Source organism: Rhizobium sp. Root1204, assembly GCF_001424965.1.
In the GTDB taxonomy this organism is placed as follows: domain Bacteria; phylum Pseudomonadota; class Alphaproteobacteria; order Rhizobiales; family Rhizobiaceae; genus Pararhizobium.
In genome coordinates this window covers 192,587-208,325 of sequence record NZ_LMCZ01000042.1, presented here as the reverse complement: position 1 = coordinate 208,325, position 15,739 = coordinate 192,587, and the positions used below count along the sequence as shown (strand labels likewise).

Sequence of the window (15,739 nt, the reverse complement as noted above, 5' to 3'; positions counted from 1 at the left end):
TCCCGTTGCCCTGACGTTTACGTGTGCGTAATGTCCGGTAAGGGTGAAGTTGCAGGAGGATACCGATGGATTGCGATGTGCTGGTGATCGGGGCGGGGCTTGCCGGTCTGGTGACCGCCGTGGAGGCTGCCGATCGCGGGCTGCGCGTCATCGTTCTTGATCAGGAAGGCGAACAGAATCTCGGCGGGCAGGCGTTCTGGTCGCTCGGGGGCCTTCTGTTTATCGACAGCCCGGAGCAGCGCCGCATGCGCATCCACGACGCGCTCGATCTGGCGCGGCAGGACTGGATGGGATCGGCGCAGTTCGACCGCCCCGAAGACTATTGGCCGCGCCGCTGGGCGGAGGCCTATCTCGATTTTGCAGCGAACGAAAAACGGTCCTGGCTGCACAGTCAGGGCATGCGCTGGTTCCCGGTGGTCGGCTGGGCCGAGCGCGGCGGAGGATTGGCCAATGGTCACGGAAATTCGGTGCCGCGCTTCCATGTGACCTGGGGGACTGGTCCGGGCGTTCTGGCGCCGTTCATCGCCCGGGCACGGGCATTGGAGGCGCGGGGCCGCATTCGCTTTCGCTTCCGTCATCAGGTCGATGAATTGATCATGAGCAATGGCACTGTCACCGGTGCGCGCGGTTCAGTGTTGAGAAATGACGGCGTGCCGCGCGGCCAGCGCAGTTCGCGCGAGGTGGTTGACGAGTTCTGGTTCGAGGCTGGCGCCGTCGTCGTCTCGTCCGGCGGCATCGGCGGCAATCACGATATGGTTCGCCGCCAATGGCCGGTCGATCGGTTGGGTCCGCCGCCGAGCTTCATGGTCAGCGGCGTGCCGGATTATGTCGATGGGCGGATGATCGAAATTGCCGAGCATGCGCGCGGATCGGTGATCAACAAGGACCGCATGTGGCACTACACCGAGGGCTTGAAAAACTTTGATCCGGTCTGGTCGAACCACGGCATTCGCATCCTGCCCGGGCCATCCTCGTTCTGGTGCGATGCCGATGGCAACCGGTTTGCAGCGCCCGCCATGCCGGGCTTCGATACGCTCGGCACACTGAAAGCCATCCGCAGGACCGGGGCCGACTATAGCTGGTTTATCCTGACCAAGGCGATCATCAAGAAGGAGTTCGCGCTATCCGGTTCCGAGCAAAACCCGGATCTGACCAACAAGGATATTCCGCTGCTCCTGAAAAGGCTCGGCAAGAATCCGCCGAACCCCGTGCAGGCTTTCATGGACAAGGGCGAGGATTTTATTGTTCGCGACAGGCTGGAGGATCTGGTCGAGGCGATGAATGCCCTGAGCGGCGAGGGGCGGCTGTCGCTGGACCATCTGCGCGGCCAGATTGAAGCGCGCGACCGGGAGATTGATAACACCTTCTCCAAGGACGCGCAGATTACCGCCATCCGGGGTGCGCGCAACTATCTCGGCGACAGGCTGATGCGGACTGCCAAACCGCACCGGCTGCTCGATCCCAAGGCCGGGCCGCTGATCGCCGTGCGGCTGAATATCCTGACGCGGAAAACGCTGGGTGGCCTGCAGACGGACCTGAATGGCCGGGTGCTGGAGCTGTCGGGTGAACCGGTTCCGGGGTTCTATGCTGCCGGTGAAGTCGCCGGTTTCGGCGGCGGCGGCATGCATGGCTATAATGCGCTGGAAGGCACGTTTCTTGGCGGCTGCCTGTTTTCTGGCCGCATCGCCGGACGCAGCGTCGGCGTCTAAGCGGACGCGGGAAATGCTCCCCGGATTGACCGGGGAGCGGAACAGCATCAATCCAGCTGGACGTTGGCGTCCTTGACGACCGGACCCCATTTCGCCAGTTCCGCCGTTACATGGGTGGCGAGTTCTTCCGGCGTCGAGGCAACGATCGTGGCGCTGAACTCTTTCATCTTCTCGGCCACTGTCGGGTCGGCCAGAGCTTTCTTTGCCGCAGCATTCAGCCGGTCGATGGCTTCCTTCGGCGTCCCTGCCGGAGCAAACAGAGCGTTCCACGTATAGGTCTCATAGCCGGGGATGGTCTCGGCGATCGTCGGCACGTCCGGGAAGGACGGCGCGCGCTCCTTGGTGGTGACGGCCAGCGCCCGCAGGGTGCCGGACTTGATATGGCCGGAGGAGGACGGCAGATTATCGAACATGATCGGCACCTGATTGCCGATGACGTCATTCAACGCCGGGCCTGATCCCTTGTAGGGAACATGTTGCATGCTGACATCGGCCATCTTCTTGAACAATTCGCCGGAGAGATGCAGCGGCGTGCCGTTGCCGGACGAGGCATAGGAATATTGCTCCGGGGCTGCCTTCAGCAGAGCGACGAGTTCCGCAACATTCTTGGCGGGGAGTTCCGGATTGACCACCAACACGTTGGGGACCAGCACCAGCAGCGAGACAGGGGCGAAATCCTTTTCCGGATCATAAGGCTTGGTCTTCAGGATCAACGGGTTGAGCGCGTGGGTCGCGACCGTTCCCATCAGGATCGTGTAACCATCGGCCTCGGCGCGTGCCACCCGGTCGGCGCCGAGATTGCCGCCGGCGCCTGCGACGTTCTCAACCACGACCTGCTGGCCAAGATCGTCAGCCATTTTCTGACCGATGATGCGAGCGACCACGTCGGTCGAGCCGCCGGCTGCAAAGGGTACCACGAGGGTTACCGGACGATCGGGGAATTCCTGTGCTTGCGCCGCAGTGCCAAGCGCAAGCGCCGATGCCGCCACCATTGCAAGGCCAAGCGCCGTCCGCCGCTTCAACAAAGACAAAGCCATTCAAATCTCCTCCCAAAGACGTTGCTGTCCGCAAAACGGCTCAAACCGTTTCTGCCTCCAACAATAGCGCTGGAGACCTGCAGGGCAACCTTGGGGATGAGATTAACCGTTAAGCGTGTCAGCCGAGCGTCACGACATTGCTGGCTTCCGGCGCATCATAGTCGAACTGCAGCCGGGCAAGCTTGGCATAAAGGCCGCCTTGGCGGACGAGGGAAGCGTGCGTGCCTTCTTCGACGATCTTGCCCTGATCCATGACCAGGATGCGGTCAGCCTTGAGTACCGTCGCCAGCCGGTGGGCGATGACCAGCGTGGTGCGTTCACGCATCAGCCCGTCCAGCGCTTTCTGGACGAGGGTTTCGCTCTCGGCATCGAGTGCAGAGGTTGCCTCGTCGAGGAGAAGTACCGGTGCGTTCTTGAGGATGGCGCGGGCAATGGCAATGCGCTGCCGCTGGCCGCCCGAGAGCGTAATGCCACGTTCGCCAACCTGCGTGTCGTAGCCCTGATCGAGCCGGGCGATGAATTCGTCGGCCTGCGCGGCGACGGCCGCCGCCTTCACCAGATCGCGCGATGCCGATGGCATGCCGAAGGCGATGTTATCGTGGATCGAGGCGGCAAAGATCGTCACGTCCTGCGGCACGATGGCGATGCGATGGCGCAGCGCCTCCGGATCGACGGCACGGATATCGGCGCCATCGACGCTGATCGCGCCTTTCACCGGATCATAGAACCTCAGAAGCAGGGAGAAAACGGTACTTTTACCTGCACCCGACGGGCCGACGATCGCAACCGTCTCGCCCGGCTTGACCGCAAAGCTCAGGCCCTTGACGCTCTTGTAGCCCGGGCGTGAGGGGTAAGCGAAATGCACGTCGTCAAAGCTTACGGCACCCTGTGCCGGTTCCGGCATGACAAGCGGATCGGCTGGCGCGATAATCTCAGGCTGCTCAGCCAGCAGTTCGCTCAGGCGCTCGGCGGCGCCCGCCGCCTGGGAAAGTTCACCCCAGACTTCCGAAAGTGCGCCGAGGCTACCGGCAGCAAAGACCGAGTAGAGCAGGAACTGGCCGAGCGTGCCGGCCGAAAGCGTGCCGGACAAGACGTCCTGCGCGCCGAACCATAGGACGGCAACGACGCTGCCGAAGATCATGGTGATGGCAAAGGCGGTGAGGATGGAGCGGGCCCTGATGGCGGAGCGCGCGGCCTCATAGGCGCCTTCGACGGCGCTGCCGTACCGAGCCTGAGCTGCAGCCTCGCCATTGAAGGCCTGGACGGTGCGGGCGGCGGAAATCGCTTCACCGGCATAAGCCGATGCCGCGGCCAGCGTATCCTGCGCTTCGCGCGAGCGGCGCCGGACGGAGCGACCGAATCCGACCAGCGGAAAGACGATGACGGGGATCGCGGCAATCACCAGGCTCGACAGTTTCGGGCTGGTATAGACCATCATGCCGATGGCCCCGAGACACAGGATGATATTGCGCAGCGCAACGGACGCAGTCGCACCGACGGCAGACTTGATCTGCGTCGTGTCGGCGGTCAGCCGCGAAACGATTTCGCCGGACTGGTTGACGTCGAAGAAGGAGGGGGAAAGCCGGGTGATATGATCGAACACATCGCGGCGCAGATCGGACACGATGCGCTCGCCGAGTGTGATGACGAAATAATAACGGCAGGCACTCGCCAAGGCCAGGATGATCGCCAGGATCATCAGCATCGAGAAGTAGGTGTTGATGAAGCCGGAATCGGAATTGGAGAACCCGTGGTCGATCATCCGGCGCACGGCCATCGGCAGCGTCAAGGTCGTCACGGCAGCGGCGACCAGTGAAATACCGGCTCCTATGACGAGATTGCGATAGCGCTGGATATACGGCAGCAGCTTGACCAGCGGGCGGACTGACTTTCGTCCCGCCGGTTGAACGACCTCATTCGACACATGACCTCCAATACCGGAAGAAGCTGCAAAACTCGTACGAGTCTTCTCCGGCGGTACTTGTTATCCTAATGACCATCATGTATAGGCACGGCATCAAATTGGGAAGCCGTGGTCCCTTCAGTGGTCTGCGGCTTCATTTACGTGTTCGGTCCCCATGCCGCAATGGCCCGCAAATGGCTTGCGACAATTGGACCCTGGAACTTGCAGGAAGATTGTTATGAAGGCTGATATCCATCCCGCTTACCACATGATCAAAGTCGTCATGACGGACGGCACGTCCTACGAAACCCGCTCGACCTGGGGTTCGGAAGGCCAGACCATGAACCTCGAAATCGACCCGAAGTCGCATCCGGCATGGACCGGCGGCAATCAGCAGATGCTGGACCGCGGCGGCCGCGTTTCCAAGTTCAAGAAGCGCTTCGAAGGCCTCGGCCTCTAAGCCTTTCCTGCTGGAAGACAGTTTCGAGAAGGCCCGGTTCGTCCGGGCTTTTTTGCGTTGCGGATCGTGCGATCTTTCGCACTTTTCAAAATGCCTTGCCGAATGCCTCCTTGTAGGCGGCAGGCGTGGTGGACAGATGCTTGCGGAAGTGATGGCGCAATGTCGCGGTCGTTCCGAAGCCGGCGATCTCTGCCACCGTTTCGATAGATGCTTGCGAAGTCTCCAGCAGGTCACGGGCGCGTGACAGGCGCTCGGCGAGAAGCCACCGCGCCGGCGTCAGGCCTGTGGCGGCTTCAAAGCGCCGCAAAAAGGTGCGCGTGCTCATGCCGGCTCGCGCAGCCAGGACCTCGACGGAATGGTCGCCACCCAGATGGGCGCGCATGTGGTCGAGCAGCGGCCCGAGCCGGCTGCTCTCGTGTGGCTTGGGAACCGCTTGTGCAATGAACTGCGCCTGTCCGCCATCGCGGTGGGGAGGAACGACCAGCCGCCGCGCGACCATGTTGGCGGCCGCCGTGCCGAAGTCACGGCGGATGAGGTGCAGGCAGAGATCCAGACCCGCGGCGCTGCCCGCCGATGTCAAAACACTTCCTTCATCGACGTAAAGTACATCGGGCGTGACCAGAATGTCAGGATATCGCTGCTTCAGGATATCCGTGTAGCGCCAGTGTGTCGTTGCGTGTTTGCCGGACAGAAGCCCGGCAGCGGCAAGGACGAAGACGCCGGAGCAGATCGACAGTATGCGGGCACCGCGATCGTGCGCATTCCTCAGTGCGCCACAGAGGCTGGAAGGCACTGGCGTCTCGACTCCGCGCCAACCCGGCACGATGATCGTGCCGGCCTGTGACAGAAGCTCCAGCCCGCCATCGACGACAAACCGCACGCCCCCTGTTGCGCGCATTTCGCCATCGTCGATCCCGGCAACGGCAAAGCGATACCAGTCAGGCCCCATCTCGGGTCTTGAAAGGCCGAAAACCTCTACCGCAACGCCGAATTCGAACGTGCACAGGCCATCATAGGCGATTGCAACGACGAGGGGATTGCGGTTGGGCGAGGCTGGAGATGTATTTGGCATGATCTTGATGATATATGGCGATAATGCCATCTGCAACTCCGGGCGGATATGATCTAGGAATTTCTCCATCATGACAACGGAGATCAAAATGAGTTTCGTAACCGACTATCCCGCTGCATCCTCTAGTGCCGCCATTGATCATTTTCTGAAGCGGCTTTCGGTGGAGACCGATTGTGCCGATGTGGCATCGGCCTTGATGTCCGGCGAGCAGGACTTTGTCCTTCTTCACGCCGTCGGCTCGACTGATGCCTACGCGCGCCGGCATGTTCCAGGCGCGCTGCATCTGCCGCACCGGGAAATATCGCATGAACGCATGGCGGAGTGGCCGGAGGATACGCTGTTCGTTGCCTATTGTGCCGGCCCGCATTGCAACGGCGCGGATCAGGCTGCGCTCAAGCTTGCGCGCCTCGGGCGGCCGGTGAAGATTATGATCGGTGGCATCACCGGATGGGACGATGAAGGATTACCCTTTGCGTCAGGCTCTGAACCGGGCATCCTTCGCAAGCCAGCAGCGTGATCGCAGCCGGTCAAAAAAACAATAGTATTGACTAATCAATTAGTGTTTGCTATTTGATTTTCCATGATCGAAGCCACTGATATCACCACTGTCCTGCGAACACTGGCCGACCCGACGCGGCGCGCTGTTTTTGAGCGCGTCGCAGGTGCTGACGAGATAACCGTGGTGGAGCTGACGCGCGGCAGCGGCGTGACTCAAGGTGCGATCTCGCAGCATCTCAAGTCATTGAAGCTGGCGGGCCTGGTCGTCGAGCGGCCGGAAGGCCGCAATGTCTACTACCGCGCCAGGCCGGAAGGCCTTGAGCCCCTGGCCGACTGGATGGGCCACTATGGTGCGTTCTGGCGTGACCGCTTTGCCAATCTCAGAACCCTGCTTAAGGAGATCGATCCATGAATGACGCTGTATTGAAGGCTGAAACGCAGGATATCGTGCTTGAGGAGGTGTTTCCGCATGCGCCCGAGACGATCTGGAAAGCCCTGACAACGGGCGACCTGATTGCCCGGTGGATGATGGCCCCAACCGGGTTCGAGGCGGTCGAGGGTACGTATTTTACGTTCAAGACGACACCGGCGGGGGAGTGGGACGGGATCATTCGTTGCCAGGTGTTGCAGGTGATCCCCAGCCAGCGTCTGGCCTATGCCTGGAAGGGCGGGCACGCGGGTAATGCCGGTTATGGCTCGCCGCTTGATACCGTTGTGACTTGGATGCTGACCAAAGTCGAAGGTGGCACACGTATCCGGCTTGTCCATTCGGGCTTCGTGCTGCCGAGGAATGACACGGCCTATCAGAACATGAGCAATGGTTGGAAAAAAGTCGTGCGCAACCTGGATGCGGTGGTGGCCGAACAGGATGGGACGACGTCCCTGCATTGACGATGCCTACAGCAGATCTGACTGCCGAAGCTGTCCGACGACTGTGAGTGGCGGCTCGTCGCGGGAGGCGGGGCTCTTTTTGCGTCGCTGCTGAAATCATAACACCGCTTGCCGAACGACGCTTGGGGCGCTGCCCGCAAGCAGCGCCGGCGAACCCGTGCGCAAACAATATTCGCTTTCAACAGCATCTTGAGGAGAAGAGAGATGAGCAAGGCTTTCAAGGGTGGATGTGCCTGCGGCGCGATCCGTTATGAAATCTCCGCAGAACCGATTTTCATGAACGAGTGCCAGTGCCGGGATTGCCAGCATCGAAGTGGCACGGGGCATGGCTCTTACCTGACATTTGCTGACCGCAAGGACGTCAGGCTTGAAGGGGAGGCGAGAGAGTGGGAGGTCACTGGTGATAGCGGCGGGATCAAGCGGCACGCCTTTTGCCCGGCTTGCGGGTCGCCGGTCTATCTGACCTTCGCAGCCATGCCGGATTTCTTCACGGTGCATGCGGCAAGCCTGGACGATCCCGGCCGGTTCAAGCCGCAAGCCGTGACTTACCATGTGCGTGGCTACGGCTGGGACCATCTCGATCCGAACCTGCCGAAATTCGACAGGATGCCGCCTGCATAGGGATAACGCGTCCGCTTTGCACTGGAAGCGTCAATGGCGCTTCCCTCACGGCGCAACCGCCGCTAGAGTTCCCACCGGCGTCACTGTGCTGACGGGGATGGGATAAGCATGAAGATCATAATTGCGGAGTTCGCTGCTGCGGCCTTCGTTCTGTTTGCCCGCGCGATAACCGCGGTTCGCGCCATCTGGCCGGAGCATGGATTGCCGTCGCGGCCTTGCGTCTATTTTGCCAATCATTCCAGCCATGGCGATTTCGTGCTGGTCTGGGCGGTGCTGCCACCAAGGCTACGCAAGCTGGCGCGGCCGGTGGCGGGCGCCGAGTATTGGCTCAAATCCAAGATCAGTACCTTCATCGGCCGCGACGTCTTCAACGCGGTACTGATCGAGCGTGAGCGGGAGAAGCGGACGCAGGATCCGATCGCGTTGATGACGTCTGCGATCGATGATGGCTCGTCGCTGATCCTCTTTCCGGAGGGCACGCGCAACCTGACGGATGCGCGGCTATTGCCTTTCAAGAGCGGGCTTTTCCATCTCGTTTCGGCTCGGCCTGACGTCGAACTCGTGCCCGTGTGGATCAACAATCTCAATCGCGTCATGCCGAAGGGCGAGATCGTGCCGATCCCCCTGATCTGCACCGTCACCTTCGGCGACGCAATGCGGATTATGGTGAACGAGGACAAGGACGCCTTCCTCGAACGCATGCAGTCGGCCCTTCTGGCCCTGGCTCCAAAACCACTGGGAACCGGCGAATGAACACGGCAAGCTCCGACCTTCTGACTTTGGTTCTCGGTATTTTCGGCGTGCTGATTTTCGCCTCGACAATTGGCTACGTGTTGCAACAGCGCTTTTCCGCCAATGGGCCGAATGCGGCGGTAGAGAACCTCAATGCCCGTATCAAGGCCTGGTGGGTGATGGTCATCCTGATCGGCATCGCCTTCATCGCAGGGCGCGTCGGCGTTCTGATACTCTTCGCGTTCTGCTCCTTTGCCGCCTTGCGGGAGTTCATCACCCTGATCAACACCCGGCGTGCCGATCACTGGGCGCTGGCTTCGGCCTTCTTTATCGTTCTGCCGATCCAGTATTACCTTCTTTGGACAAAGCAGTACGGCATCTTCGCGATCTTCATTCCGGTCTATGCTTTTCTGTTAATGCCGATCATTTCCGTGCTCAGGGGCGACACCGAGCGTTTCCTCCTTCGCATTGCAGAGGTGCAATGGGCATTGATGATCTGTGTCTTCTGCGTGTCGCACGTGCCAGCGCTGCTCACCCTCTCTATCCCCGGCTATGAGGGGCGCAATGTGCTTCTGATCGCCTTTCTGGTGATCGTCGTGCAGTTGAGCGATGTGCTGCAATATGTCTGGGGCAAGCTGTTCGGACGCACCAAGATCGCGCCGAACCTGTCGCCGTCGAAGACGGTTGAGGGGTTTGTCGGTGGCGTGATCAGCGCTACGCTGATCGGTGCATCGCTATCGTGGATCACACCGTTTACGCCGTTCCAGGCGGGCGTTCTGGCCTTTATCATCACCCTCATGGGTTTCTTCGGCGGGCTGGTCATGTCAGCGATCAAACGCGATCGTGGCGTCAAGGACTGGGGCAATCTGATCGAAGGTCATGGCGGGTTGATTGACCGGCTGGATTCCGTGGTCTTCTCGGCACCGATCTTCTTCCACATCGTGCGTTATTGGTGGTCGCTGTCGTGACGGCAACGCTCAGGCGATTGGCAGGCAGCGGCGCGGTGCATGTCCTGTTCGCCTTTTTGGCCATGGGCGGCTGGGCTGTATTTGCCAATCGCGGCCATGCCATGCCGCAACCGCTCTATTCGGGATTTCTGCAGGGGGCCGTGTCTGCCTGCCTGACATTGTTTCTGAAATCCGTGATCGACACCCTATCCAGACGCTTTCTCGGTATGGCGAGGTTTTGGGCGCCACCACTGATCGCCTGTCTGGGCTCGGCAAGTTTGCTCACCGCGCTGCACGCTCTGATCGGCACGCCCGAAATCGCCAGCACTATCGCGGTGCCGCTGCTGGTGTCGACCACTTACGCGGCGATCTACAATTACTCGATTTCCAGAAGAAGAGGTGCGGGATCATGACGGAGACAGGCGACCGGAGGCCCCTGGCAAGCCGCAATACGCAATGGGCCGGCGCTATTGCGCGGTGGCTGGCGGCACGCGCCATCACGCCGAACCAGATCTCACAAGCGAGTATGCTGGCGGCAGCGCTGGCCGGTGGCGCATTTGTGCTGGCGGGGCAAAACACCGGCGGGTTGCGGATCGCCTGCCTGCTGCTGGCGATCCTGTTTTGCCAGTTGCGCCTGCTCTGCAATCTGTTCGACGGCATGGTCGCCGTGGAGGGTGGCAAGGGCGCGCCGGATGGGCCGTTCTGGAATGAGTTTCCCGATCGGGTCGCCGACCTTTTGATCTTTGCCAGCGTCGGCTATGGCATCGGCATGCCGGGCCTTGGCTGGGCGGCGGGTGCCTTTGCCGTCTCGACAGCTTACGTCCGGGAACTCGGCCGAGCCACCGGGCAACCGAGCGACTTCTCCGGCCCGATGGCCAAGCAGCATCGGATGGCCGCCATCACGGCGGCGGCAGCCATCTCCATCCTGGAGCCGCTGTGGGACGGCCACAATCAGGTGCTGATGGTGGCGCTGTGGGTTGTTGCGGCGGGAGCAGCGTTGACCGCAATTCGCCGGGGCCGGACATTGGTGCTTCGCCTGAAACAGGCCGGGAACCGATAGTTTCGAGGGCATTGGCACAACAACAAAAAGCCCGGCTCTATGGGCCGGGTTTGTCATGTCAGGCTATCTGCTTGGCGCCGATCAGTTGGTGCCAAAGGCGGTCTGCAGTAGGTTGAGCTGGGCCTTGACGCCGTTCTGGTTGTCCGGAAGGAAGTTCTGGGCTTCCTGCGGCCGGTAGATTTCGCGGTCGAGTAGGGCGACGCGGTTTTGCAGGCGCAGCGAACGGTCGATCAGATCGCGAAAGCCTTCCGGCAGGTCGTTCCAGCCGGGTGCGGTGCGGTCAACGTTGAAGCTGTCGAGGCGGACCTTGTTCTTTTCCGACAGGACCTGTTCGCGGTTCATCTCGCCATTGTTGACGGCGCGCTGCAGCAGAAGCCAGGAAGCCATCTGCATCAGGCGAGTGGTCAGGCGCATCGACTCTGCGGCGTAGAGCACGGATGCCATGCGCGGCAGCACCTTGGAGGCGGTGCGGCCGGGACCGTCGAGATAGCTTGCCGTTTCTTCAACCAGGCCCATGCCTTCCGAGTACAGCACTTTGAACTGCGCCGAAGAAGCGGCGTGACCGGCAAAGCTCACTGTATTCAATCCACGTTCGGACATGGTCGGATTCCCTGGTTAAACGCATCGACTTGGGCAGGTAACGAACGGGTTAACAAAAAGTTTCCTGCCGTCCATCTGATAGCTTGAACATGATCCCATAGCGCATTCCGCGCAAGTCTATTCTTAAGAAAGGGTTAATCTCCACAATTCTCTGCAAATTGTGGAAAAAAAGACAAAAAAAGAGCCGCGATAAAGCGGCTCTCAAGGTAAAACAGGGAGAAAAATCAGACCATTCGCCGATGGTGAAATGTCTGAGTCCAGAGCGATCCGGATGCCTCAGTAATACCTTATAATGCTTAATGATGCGTTTCGGCGGCCAAAGCCGTGGCGAAATGTTGCCATTGTTTTCAATGGCCGGCCGTCGCGATCGTCCTTCGAAAGTTAAGAATATTAACGGAAGAAGCTTTCGGCTGCCGATTTGCTGGCCGACTTTCTTGCCCGTTCGGCTTCTAGCCGCTCGATTTCCTGTTTCAGCACATCAATGCGCAGGGAAAGCTCGTCGGCCGACAGCAACGCGAGATCGGCGCCGATCTCATGGGCGGGCTGCTTCTTCGGGCGGTCATCGTCAAACAGGCTCATTGCGGTTTCCTTTCCAGCCCTTCTTCACCATTCGGCTCCTCCTCGAAGGGAGCAGCTCGCGGCGACAGTTGCAGGCTCTCGGGTGTTGTCAGCGTGCCGGGATTGATTGTCGAGTAGGAGTCGCGCTCGGCCGCTGGAACGGCCGCACGCATGCGGCTGCGGAAGATCGCGTAAGCGGTGATCAGGACATGGGCGCAGGCGGTGATCATGAACAGGCCATAGGGTCCGGTGACGGTCATGATCGGGCCGCCAATGGTCGGGCCGATGATCGTGCCGATACCGTAGAGCAACAGCAGTCCGCCAGAGATCTTGACGAAATCCTCGGGCGTCGCGAAGTCGTTGGCGTGCGAAACGGCGATTGGATAAAGGGCGTTGGCCGTCGCGCCATAGATGCCGACAAGCGTGATCAGCATGATCACATGCGTGGGCTCGATCAGGAAAATCAGCGTGCCGGCAACGGCGGCAACGGCGGCGAGGGCTGCGAGCACATAACGGCGGTCGATCATGTCGGAAAGGCGGCCGGCAGGAAACTGCATGACCGCACCGGCAAAGATCGTCGTACTCATCATCAACGCGACATTGCTGTCCGTCAGCCCGACCTGGCGGCCGAAGACGGCGCCGAGCGTACCATAAGCACCGTTGGCGATGCCGACCAGCAGGATGCCGAGGAAGGAGATCGGCGAATTGCGGTAGAGGCCGCGCAGGTCAAGGCTCACCTGTTTCAGCGGCTGCGGCGAGGCGGCGGTCGACAACAGTGTCGGCAGCATGGCCAGGCAATAGACGATGCCGCAAATCATGAAGAATGTCGTCGTCCCGGTGTTGCCGAACGGGATCATCAGCTGGCCACCGACAACGCCCATCAGCGTGATGGCGATATAGAGCGAGAAGATTGCGCCACGGCTTTCATTGGTGGCGCGTTCGTTCAGCCAGCTTTCGATGATCATCGAGGTGCCGGCGGTGGAGAAACCGGTGAAAGCGCGTAAGACCACCCACCAGATCGGATCGACGAGCAGGCCGGTCAGAAGGGCGATGATGGCGAGCAGTGCCGCAAAGCCGCTGAAGGCGCGGACATGGCCAGCGCGTTTGACGATGGTCGGGGCGAGCAAGCAGCCGAGCACGAAGCCGCTGGCCCAGGAGGTGCCAAGCAGACCAAGCAATGTCGTCGAATAACCTTCAGTCGTGCCGCGCACAGGCAAAAGCAGGCTGTGCAGGCCGTTTCCGAGAAAGAGAAACAGCGTTCCAAGCAGGAGCGCGGCGACGGGAAGAAGGTTTTTTCGCATGTGAATTCCGCTGGTTCCGGGCTGCACCGAAAGGTAGGGCCATGCCGCCACAATTGCCAGCCGGAATTTCTTATTGAGTGAAACTGCAAAAGACGCTCTAACCCAGATCGCGCGCAAAAGTGACGCGCGTGTGACGGACAGGAAGCGCCCTAAGCTCTTTTCAACAAATGAGAAAACAATGTCCAAAGCGTTAACGGTCCTGCTGCTTTTGGCGATGCTGATCCAGGTGCTGAAACCGCTCAACTTGCCGGGGCTGCGCCATCGGCGCGATTTCTGGAAGATCGCCGTGTTTGCTATCGCGGTGATGATGGTGACGGTGTTGATCCGGCCTTAGGCGCGCGAAAAAACTTTGACTTGAACCGGTCCTCATCAGCCTTGCCGTTTTCGAAACAAGCGTTAAGTCCTGCTCATTAAGGATCAATCGGTCATTTGATCTGCTTTGCAGTCCGCGACGTGAAAGGGCTTGGCAACCATGAGCCTTGGGCTAAGTGAATCCCGAAACGGCGAAGACGGCTTCGCGTTTCTGGGGAATGGCGGCGAGATGGGTGCGCTCATCCGAGACCGCGACTGGGCTTTAACCCCTCTCGGCCCCGTCAGTGAATGGCCAGGCTGTCTGAAGACTGCCACGTCTCTTTTGCTGCAATCGCCTGTGCCCATCGTCATGTTGTGGGGAGAGCAGGGGGTGATGATCTATAATGATGCCTATTCGGTTTTTGCCGGTAAGCGGCATCCGCACCTTCTAGGCTCGAATGTGCGCGAAGGCTGGGCGGAGGTCGCCGACTTCAACGACAATGTCATGAAAGTCGGGCTTGCCGGCGGAACGCTTGCCTATCGCGATCAGGAGCTGACACTGCATCGCAAGGGCTATCCGGAGCAGGTCTGGATGGACCTCGACTATTCGCCGGTGCTTGATGAAAGCGGAAAGCCTGCAGGTGTGATTGCGATCGTCGTGGAAACCACCGAACGTGTTCTTGCGGACCGGCGCAACGCGGCCGAGCATGAGCGGCTTCAGCAATTGTTCGAGCAGGCGCCGTCCTTCATGGCCATGCTGCAAGGGTCGCAGCATCGTTTCGAGCTCGTCAACCCGGAATATCGCAAACTGATCGGCGAGCGCGATGTTCTGGGAAAGCCGGTCGGCGAGGCGCTCCCGGAGATCACCAGCCAAGGTTTCGTCGAACTGCTGGACAAGGTTTTCGAGACCGGCCAGGCTGTCAACCGCACCGCCGAAAAGGTACTCTTGCAAAAGCCGGGCGAAGGTGTCGAGGAACGATATCTCGATTTCGTTTATCAGCCGATCAAGAATGATGATGGCGATGTGACTCATATCTTCGTCCAGGGATCGGACGTGACGCTGCGTGTACGGGCGGAAAATCACCAGAGGCTTCTGGTGAACGAACTGAACCACCGTGTGAAAAACACCCTCGCATCCGTGCAATCGATTGCCACGCAAACGCTACGCGGCGCAAACTCCGTGGAGGAGGCAAGCGGTGCCATCAGTGCGCGTATTCTGGCGTTGTCAGCTGCACACAATATCCTGACCAATGAGAATTGGGATGGCGCCGACCTTGCGGTGATCGTGACGTCTTCGCTGGAAGCCTTCGATGGCCTTGACGGGAACCGCTTCCGGATCCGCGGCCCTCACGTCCGATTGGGTCCCCGCGCGGCGCTGTCGATGTCGCTTGCTCTGCACGAACTGGCAACCAATGCCGTCAAGTACGGCGCGCTTTCCAATGAGGCGGGGTTTGTGACAATCGACTGGTCGGTGATCAGGAAGGCAGATAGCAGCGCCTTCACGCTGAGGTGGTGCGAGACTGGTGGACCGCCCATGCCAGCGTCGGACCGCAAGGGCTTTGGGTCACGGCTGATCTTGCGGGTGCTGCCGATGGAACTTGGGGGTACTGCCCAGGTCAACTACGGCCCCGATGGGCTGATCTTCACGCTGGAAACGACGATGCAAGCCATCGAGGAAAGTGTTCCCGGTGATTGAACAGGCTAAAAAACGCGTTCTTCTCGTGGAGGATGAAGCCCTTGTTGCAATGCTTGTGGAAGATTATCTGACTGATCTCGGTTTTGACGTCGTTGGCCCCGCGATGCGGTTGGAGCCGGGACTACTATTGGCCCAGACGGCGGATATCGACTTTGCCGTCCTCGACATCAATCTCGCCGGAAAGCAATCCTTTCCCATTGCCGAAATTCTGCGCCAGCGCGGGATTTTGTTCCTCTTCGCCAGTGGCTATGGGACTGCGGGGCTGGCGGAGGGCTTCGAGCAGGTCCGGGTGCTGCAAAAGCCTTTCGATCGCAACGATCTGGAAAAGGCGATGCAGCAAGTGGTGCCGTAAGGTTTCTCAGA

Annotated in this window: 19 protein-coding genes; 13 read left to right on the top strand and 6 right to left on the bottom strand. The window is 60.2% G+C overall.

All coding sequences use genetic code 11. From position 1 onward, the window contains the following. Positions 1–65: 65 nt before the first annotated feature. Positions 66–1,709 (top strand): FAD-binding dehydrogenase, encoded by a 1,644-nt coding sequence (locus ASC96_RS28985; protein ID WP_060506506.1) that lies wholly within the window; start codon positions 66–68, stop codon positions 1,707–1,709. A 47-nt stretch (positions 1,710–1,756) separates the two neighbouring features. Here the strand turns inward: ASC96_RS28985 and ASC96_RS28980 are convergent, their stop codons facing one another. Beyond that, on the bottom strand, positions 1,757–2,746 hold the full coding sequence (locus ASC96_RS28980; RefSeq protein WP_060506505.1) for a tripartite tricarboxylate transporter substrate binding protein: 990 nt from the start codon (positions 2,744–2,746) through the stop codon (positions 1,757–1,759). A 118-nt stretch (positions 2,747–2,864) separates the two neighbouring features. Further along, entirely contained in the window at positions 2,865–4,670 is a 1,806-nt protein-coding gene (locus ASC96_RS28975) for an ABC transporter transmembrane domain-containing protein (RefSeq protein WP_082512306.1), read from the bottom strand. A gap of 217 nt (positions 4,671–4,887) precedes the next feature. Between ASC96_RS28975 and rpmE the strand changes: the two genes are divergently transcribed. Beyond that, positions 4,888–5,109: a 50S ribosomal protein L31 gene (gene rpmE, locus ASC96_RS28970; RefSeq protein WP_037099961.1), complete on the top strand. Its 222-nt coding sequence runs from the start codon at positions 4,888–4,890 to the stop codon at positions 5,107–5,109. Positions 5,110–5,194: 85 nt separating this feature from the next. Here rpmE and ftrA read toward each other — a convergent pair whose 3' ends face one another. Beyond that, positions 5,195–6,181 (bottom strand): transcriptional regulator FtrA, encoded by a 987-nt coding sequence (gene ftrA, locus ASC96_RS28965; RefSeq protein ID WP_060506603.1) that lies wholly within the window; start codon positions 6,179–6,181, stop codon positions 5,195–5,197. Between the two features lie 88 nt (positions 6,182–6,269). Here ftrA and ASC96_RS28960 point away from each other — a divergent pair, with 88 nt between their 5' ends. The 8 genes from ASC96_RS28960 to ASC96_RS28925 all read left to right on the top strand — a co-directional run bounded on the left by ASC96_RS28960 (position 6,270) and on the right by ASC96_RS28925 (position 10,930). Further along, complete coding sequence (locus tag ASC96_RS28960; protein WP_060506504.1) at positions 6,270–6,698, top strand: rhodanese-like domain-containing protein; 429 nt, start codon at positions 6,270–6,272, stop codon at positions 6,696–6,698. Between the two features lie 63 nt (positions 6,699–6,761). Further along, positions 6,762–7,091, top strand: coding sequence for a metalloregulator ArsR/SmtB family transcription factor (locus ASC96_RS28955; protein ID WP_060506503.1), 330 nt, complete (start codon positions 6,762–6,764; stop codon positions 7,089–7,091). Beyond that, positions 7,088–7,570, top strand: a complete 483-nt coding sequence (locus ASC96_RS28950; RefSeq protein WP_060506502.1) for an SRPBCC domain-containing protein — start codon at positions 7,088–7,090, stop codon at positions 7,568–7,570. The genes ASC96_RS28955 and ASC96_RS28950 overlap by 4 nt, the downstream gene beginning before the upstream one ends. Before the next feature lie 204 nt (positions 7,571–7,774). Beyond that, positions 7,775–8,191 (top strand): GFA family protein, encoded by a 417-nt coding sequence (locus ASC96_RS28945; protein WP_060506501.1) that lies wholly within the window; start codon positions 7,775–7,777, stop codon positions 8,189–8,191. A gap of 108 nt (positions 8,192–8,299) precedes the next feature. After that, the gene (locus tag ASC96_RS28940; protein WP_060506500.1) at positions 8,300–8,944 is read left to right on the top strand and encodes a lysophospholipid acyltransferase family protein; all 645 of its coding nucleotides are present in this window, start codon (positions 8,300–8,302) and stop codon (positions 8,942–8,944) included. After that, the gene (locus tag ASC96_RS28935) at positions 8,941–9,891 is read left to right on the top strand and encodes a phosphatidate cytidylyltransferase (protein ID WP_060506499.1); all 951 of its coding nucleotides are present in this window, start codon (positions 8,941–8,943) and stop codon (positions 9,889–9,891) included. Before ASC96_RS28940 ends, ASC96_RS28935 begins: the two co-directional genes overlap by 4 nt. Beyond that, positions 9,888–10,283 carry a hypothetical protein gene (locus ASC96_RS28930; protein WP_112834523.1) on the top strand — a complete coding sequence of 132 codons (396 nt, stop codon included), beginning with the start codon at positions 9,888–9,890 and terminating at the stop codon, positions 10,281–10,283. The genes ASC96_RS28935 and ASC96_RS28930 overlap by 4 nt, the downstream gene beginning before the upstream one ends. Then, entirely contained in the window at positions 10,280–10,930 is a 651-nt protein-coding gene (locus ASC96_RS28925; RefSeq protein WP_060506497.1) for a CDP-alcohol phosphatidyltransferase family protein, read from the top strand. The genes ASC96_RS28930 and ASC96_RS28925 overlap by 4 nt, the downstream gene beginning before the upstream one ends. 81 nt (positions 10,931–11,011) lie before the next feature. Here the strand turns inward: ASC96_RS28925 and ASC96_RS28920 are convergent, their stop codons facing one another. The 3 genes from ASC96_RS28920 to ASC96_RS28910 form a co-directional block, all read right to left on the bottom strand. Then, entirely contained in the window at positions 11,012–11,530 is a 519-nt protein-coding gene (locus ASC96_RS28920; protein WP_060506496.1) for a DUF1465 family protein, read from the bottom strand. Between the two features lie 390 nt (positions 11,531–11,920). Then, on the bottom strand, positions 11,921–12,109 hold the full coding sequence (locus tag ASC96_RS28915) for a DUF1192 domain-containing protein (RefSeq protein ID WP_060506495.1): 189 nt from the start codon (positions 12,107–12,109) through the stop codon (positions 11,921–11,923). After that, positions 12,106–13,389, bottom strand: coding sequence for an MFS transporter (locus ASC96_RS28910; RefSeq protein ID WP_060506494.1), 1,284 nt, complete (start codon positions 13,387–13,389; stop codon positions 12,106–12,108). The genes ASC96_RS28915 and ASC96_RS28910 overlap by 4 nt, the downstream gene beginning before the upstream one ends. Before the next feature lie 73 nt (positions 13,390–13,462). Here ASC96_RS28910 and ASC96_RS33245 point away from each other — a divergent pair, with 73 nt between their 5' ends. The 3 genes from ASC96_RS33245 to ASC96_RS28900 all read left to right on the top strand — a co-directional run bounded on the left by ASC96_RS33245 (position 13,463) and on the right by ASC96_RS28900 (position 15,728). Beyond that, on the top strand, positions 13,463–13,723 hold the full coding sequence (locus ASC96_RS33245) for a hypothetical protein (RefSeq protein ID WP_162246399.1): 261 nt from the start codon (positions 13,463–13,465) through the stop codon (positions 13,721–13,723). 138 nt (positions 13,724–13,861) lie between these two features. Continuing rightward, entirely contained in the window at positions 13,862–15,376 is a 1,515-nt protein-coding gene (locus ASC96_RS28905; RefSeq protein WP_082512305.1) for an HWE histidine kinase domain-containing protein, read from the top strand. Then, positions 15,369–15,728 (top strand): response regulator, encoded by a 360-nt coding sequence (locus ASC96_RS28900; RefSeq protein ID WP_082512304.1) that lies wholly within the window; start codon positions 15,369–15,371, stop codon positions 15,726–15,728. The genes ASC96_RS28905 and ASC96_RS28900 overlap by 8 nt, the downstream gene beginning before the upstream one ends. Positions 15,729–15,739: the final 11 nt, after the last annotated feature.

What these genes read in the sequence shown, in the direction of transcription:
- ASC96_RS28985 (WP_060506506.1), top strand. Translation starts at nt 66, where the DNA reads ATGGATTGCGATGTGCTGGTGATCGGGGCGGGGCTTGCCGGTCTGGTG.
- ASC96_RS28980 (WP_060506505.1), bottom strand. Translation starts at nt 2,746, where the DNA reads ATGGCTTTGTCTTTGTTGAAGCGGCGGACGGCGCTTGGCCTTGCAATG.
- rpmE (WP_037099961.1), top strand. Translation starts at nt 4,888, where the DNA reads ATGAAGGCTGATATCCATCCCGCTTACCACATGATCAAAGTCGTCATG.
- ftrA (WP_060506603.1), bottom strand. Translation starts at nt 6,181, where the DNA reads ATGCCAAATACATCTCCAGCCTCGCCCAACCGCAATCCCCTCGTCGTT.
- ASC96_RS28960 (WP_060506504.1), top strand. Translation starts at nt 6,270, where the DNA reads ATGAGTTTCGTAACCGACTATCCCGCTGCATCCTCTAGTGCCGCCATT.
- ASC96_RS28955 (WP_060506503.1), top strand. Translation starts at nt 6,762, where the DNA reads ATGATCGAAGCCACTGATATCACCACTGTCCTGCGAACACTGGCCGAC.
- ASC96_RS28950 (WP_060506502.1), top strand. Translation starts at nt 7,088, where the DNA reads ATGAATGACGCTGTATTGAAGGCTGAAACGCAGGATATCGTGCTTGAG.
- ASC96_RS28945 (WP_060506501.1), top strand. Translation starts at nt 7,775, where the DNA reads ATGAGCAAGGCTTTCAAGGGTGGATGTGCCTGCGGCGCGATCCGTTAT.
- ASC96_RS28940 (WP_060506500.1), top strand. Translation starts at nt 8,300, where the DNA reads ATGAAGATCATAATTGCGGAGTTCGCTGCTGCGGCCTTCGTTCTGTTT.
- ASC96_RS28935 (WP_060506499.1), top strand. Translation starts at nt 8,941, where the DNA reads ATGAACACGGCAAGCTCCGACCTTCTGACTTTGGTTCTCGGTATTTTC.
- ASC96_RS28925 (WP_060506497.1), top strand. Translation starts at nt 10,280, where the DNA reads ATGACGGAGACAGGCGACCGGAGGCCCCTGGCAAGCCGCAATACGCAA.
- ASC96_RS28920 (WP_060506496.1), bottom strand. Translation starts at nt 11,530, where the DNA reads ATGTCCGAACGTGGATTGAATACAGTGAGCTTTGCCGGTCACGCCGCT.
- ASC96_RS28915 (WP_060506495.1), bottom strand. Translation starts at nt 12,109, where the DNA reads ATGAGCCTGTTTGACGATGACCGCCCGAAGAAGCAGCCCGCCCATGAG.
- ASC96_RS28910 (WP_060506494.1), bottom strand. Translation starts at nt 13,389, where the DNA reads ATGCGAAAAAACCTTCTTCCCGTCGCCGCGCTCCTGCTTGGAACGCTG.
- ASC96_RS28905 (WP_082512305.1), top strand. Translation starts at nt 13,862, where the DNA reads ATGAGCCTTGGGCTAAGTGAATCCCGAAACGGCGAAGACGGCTTCGCG.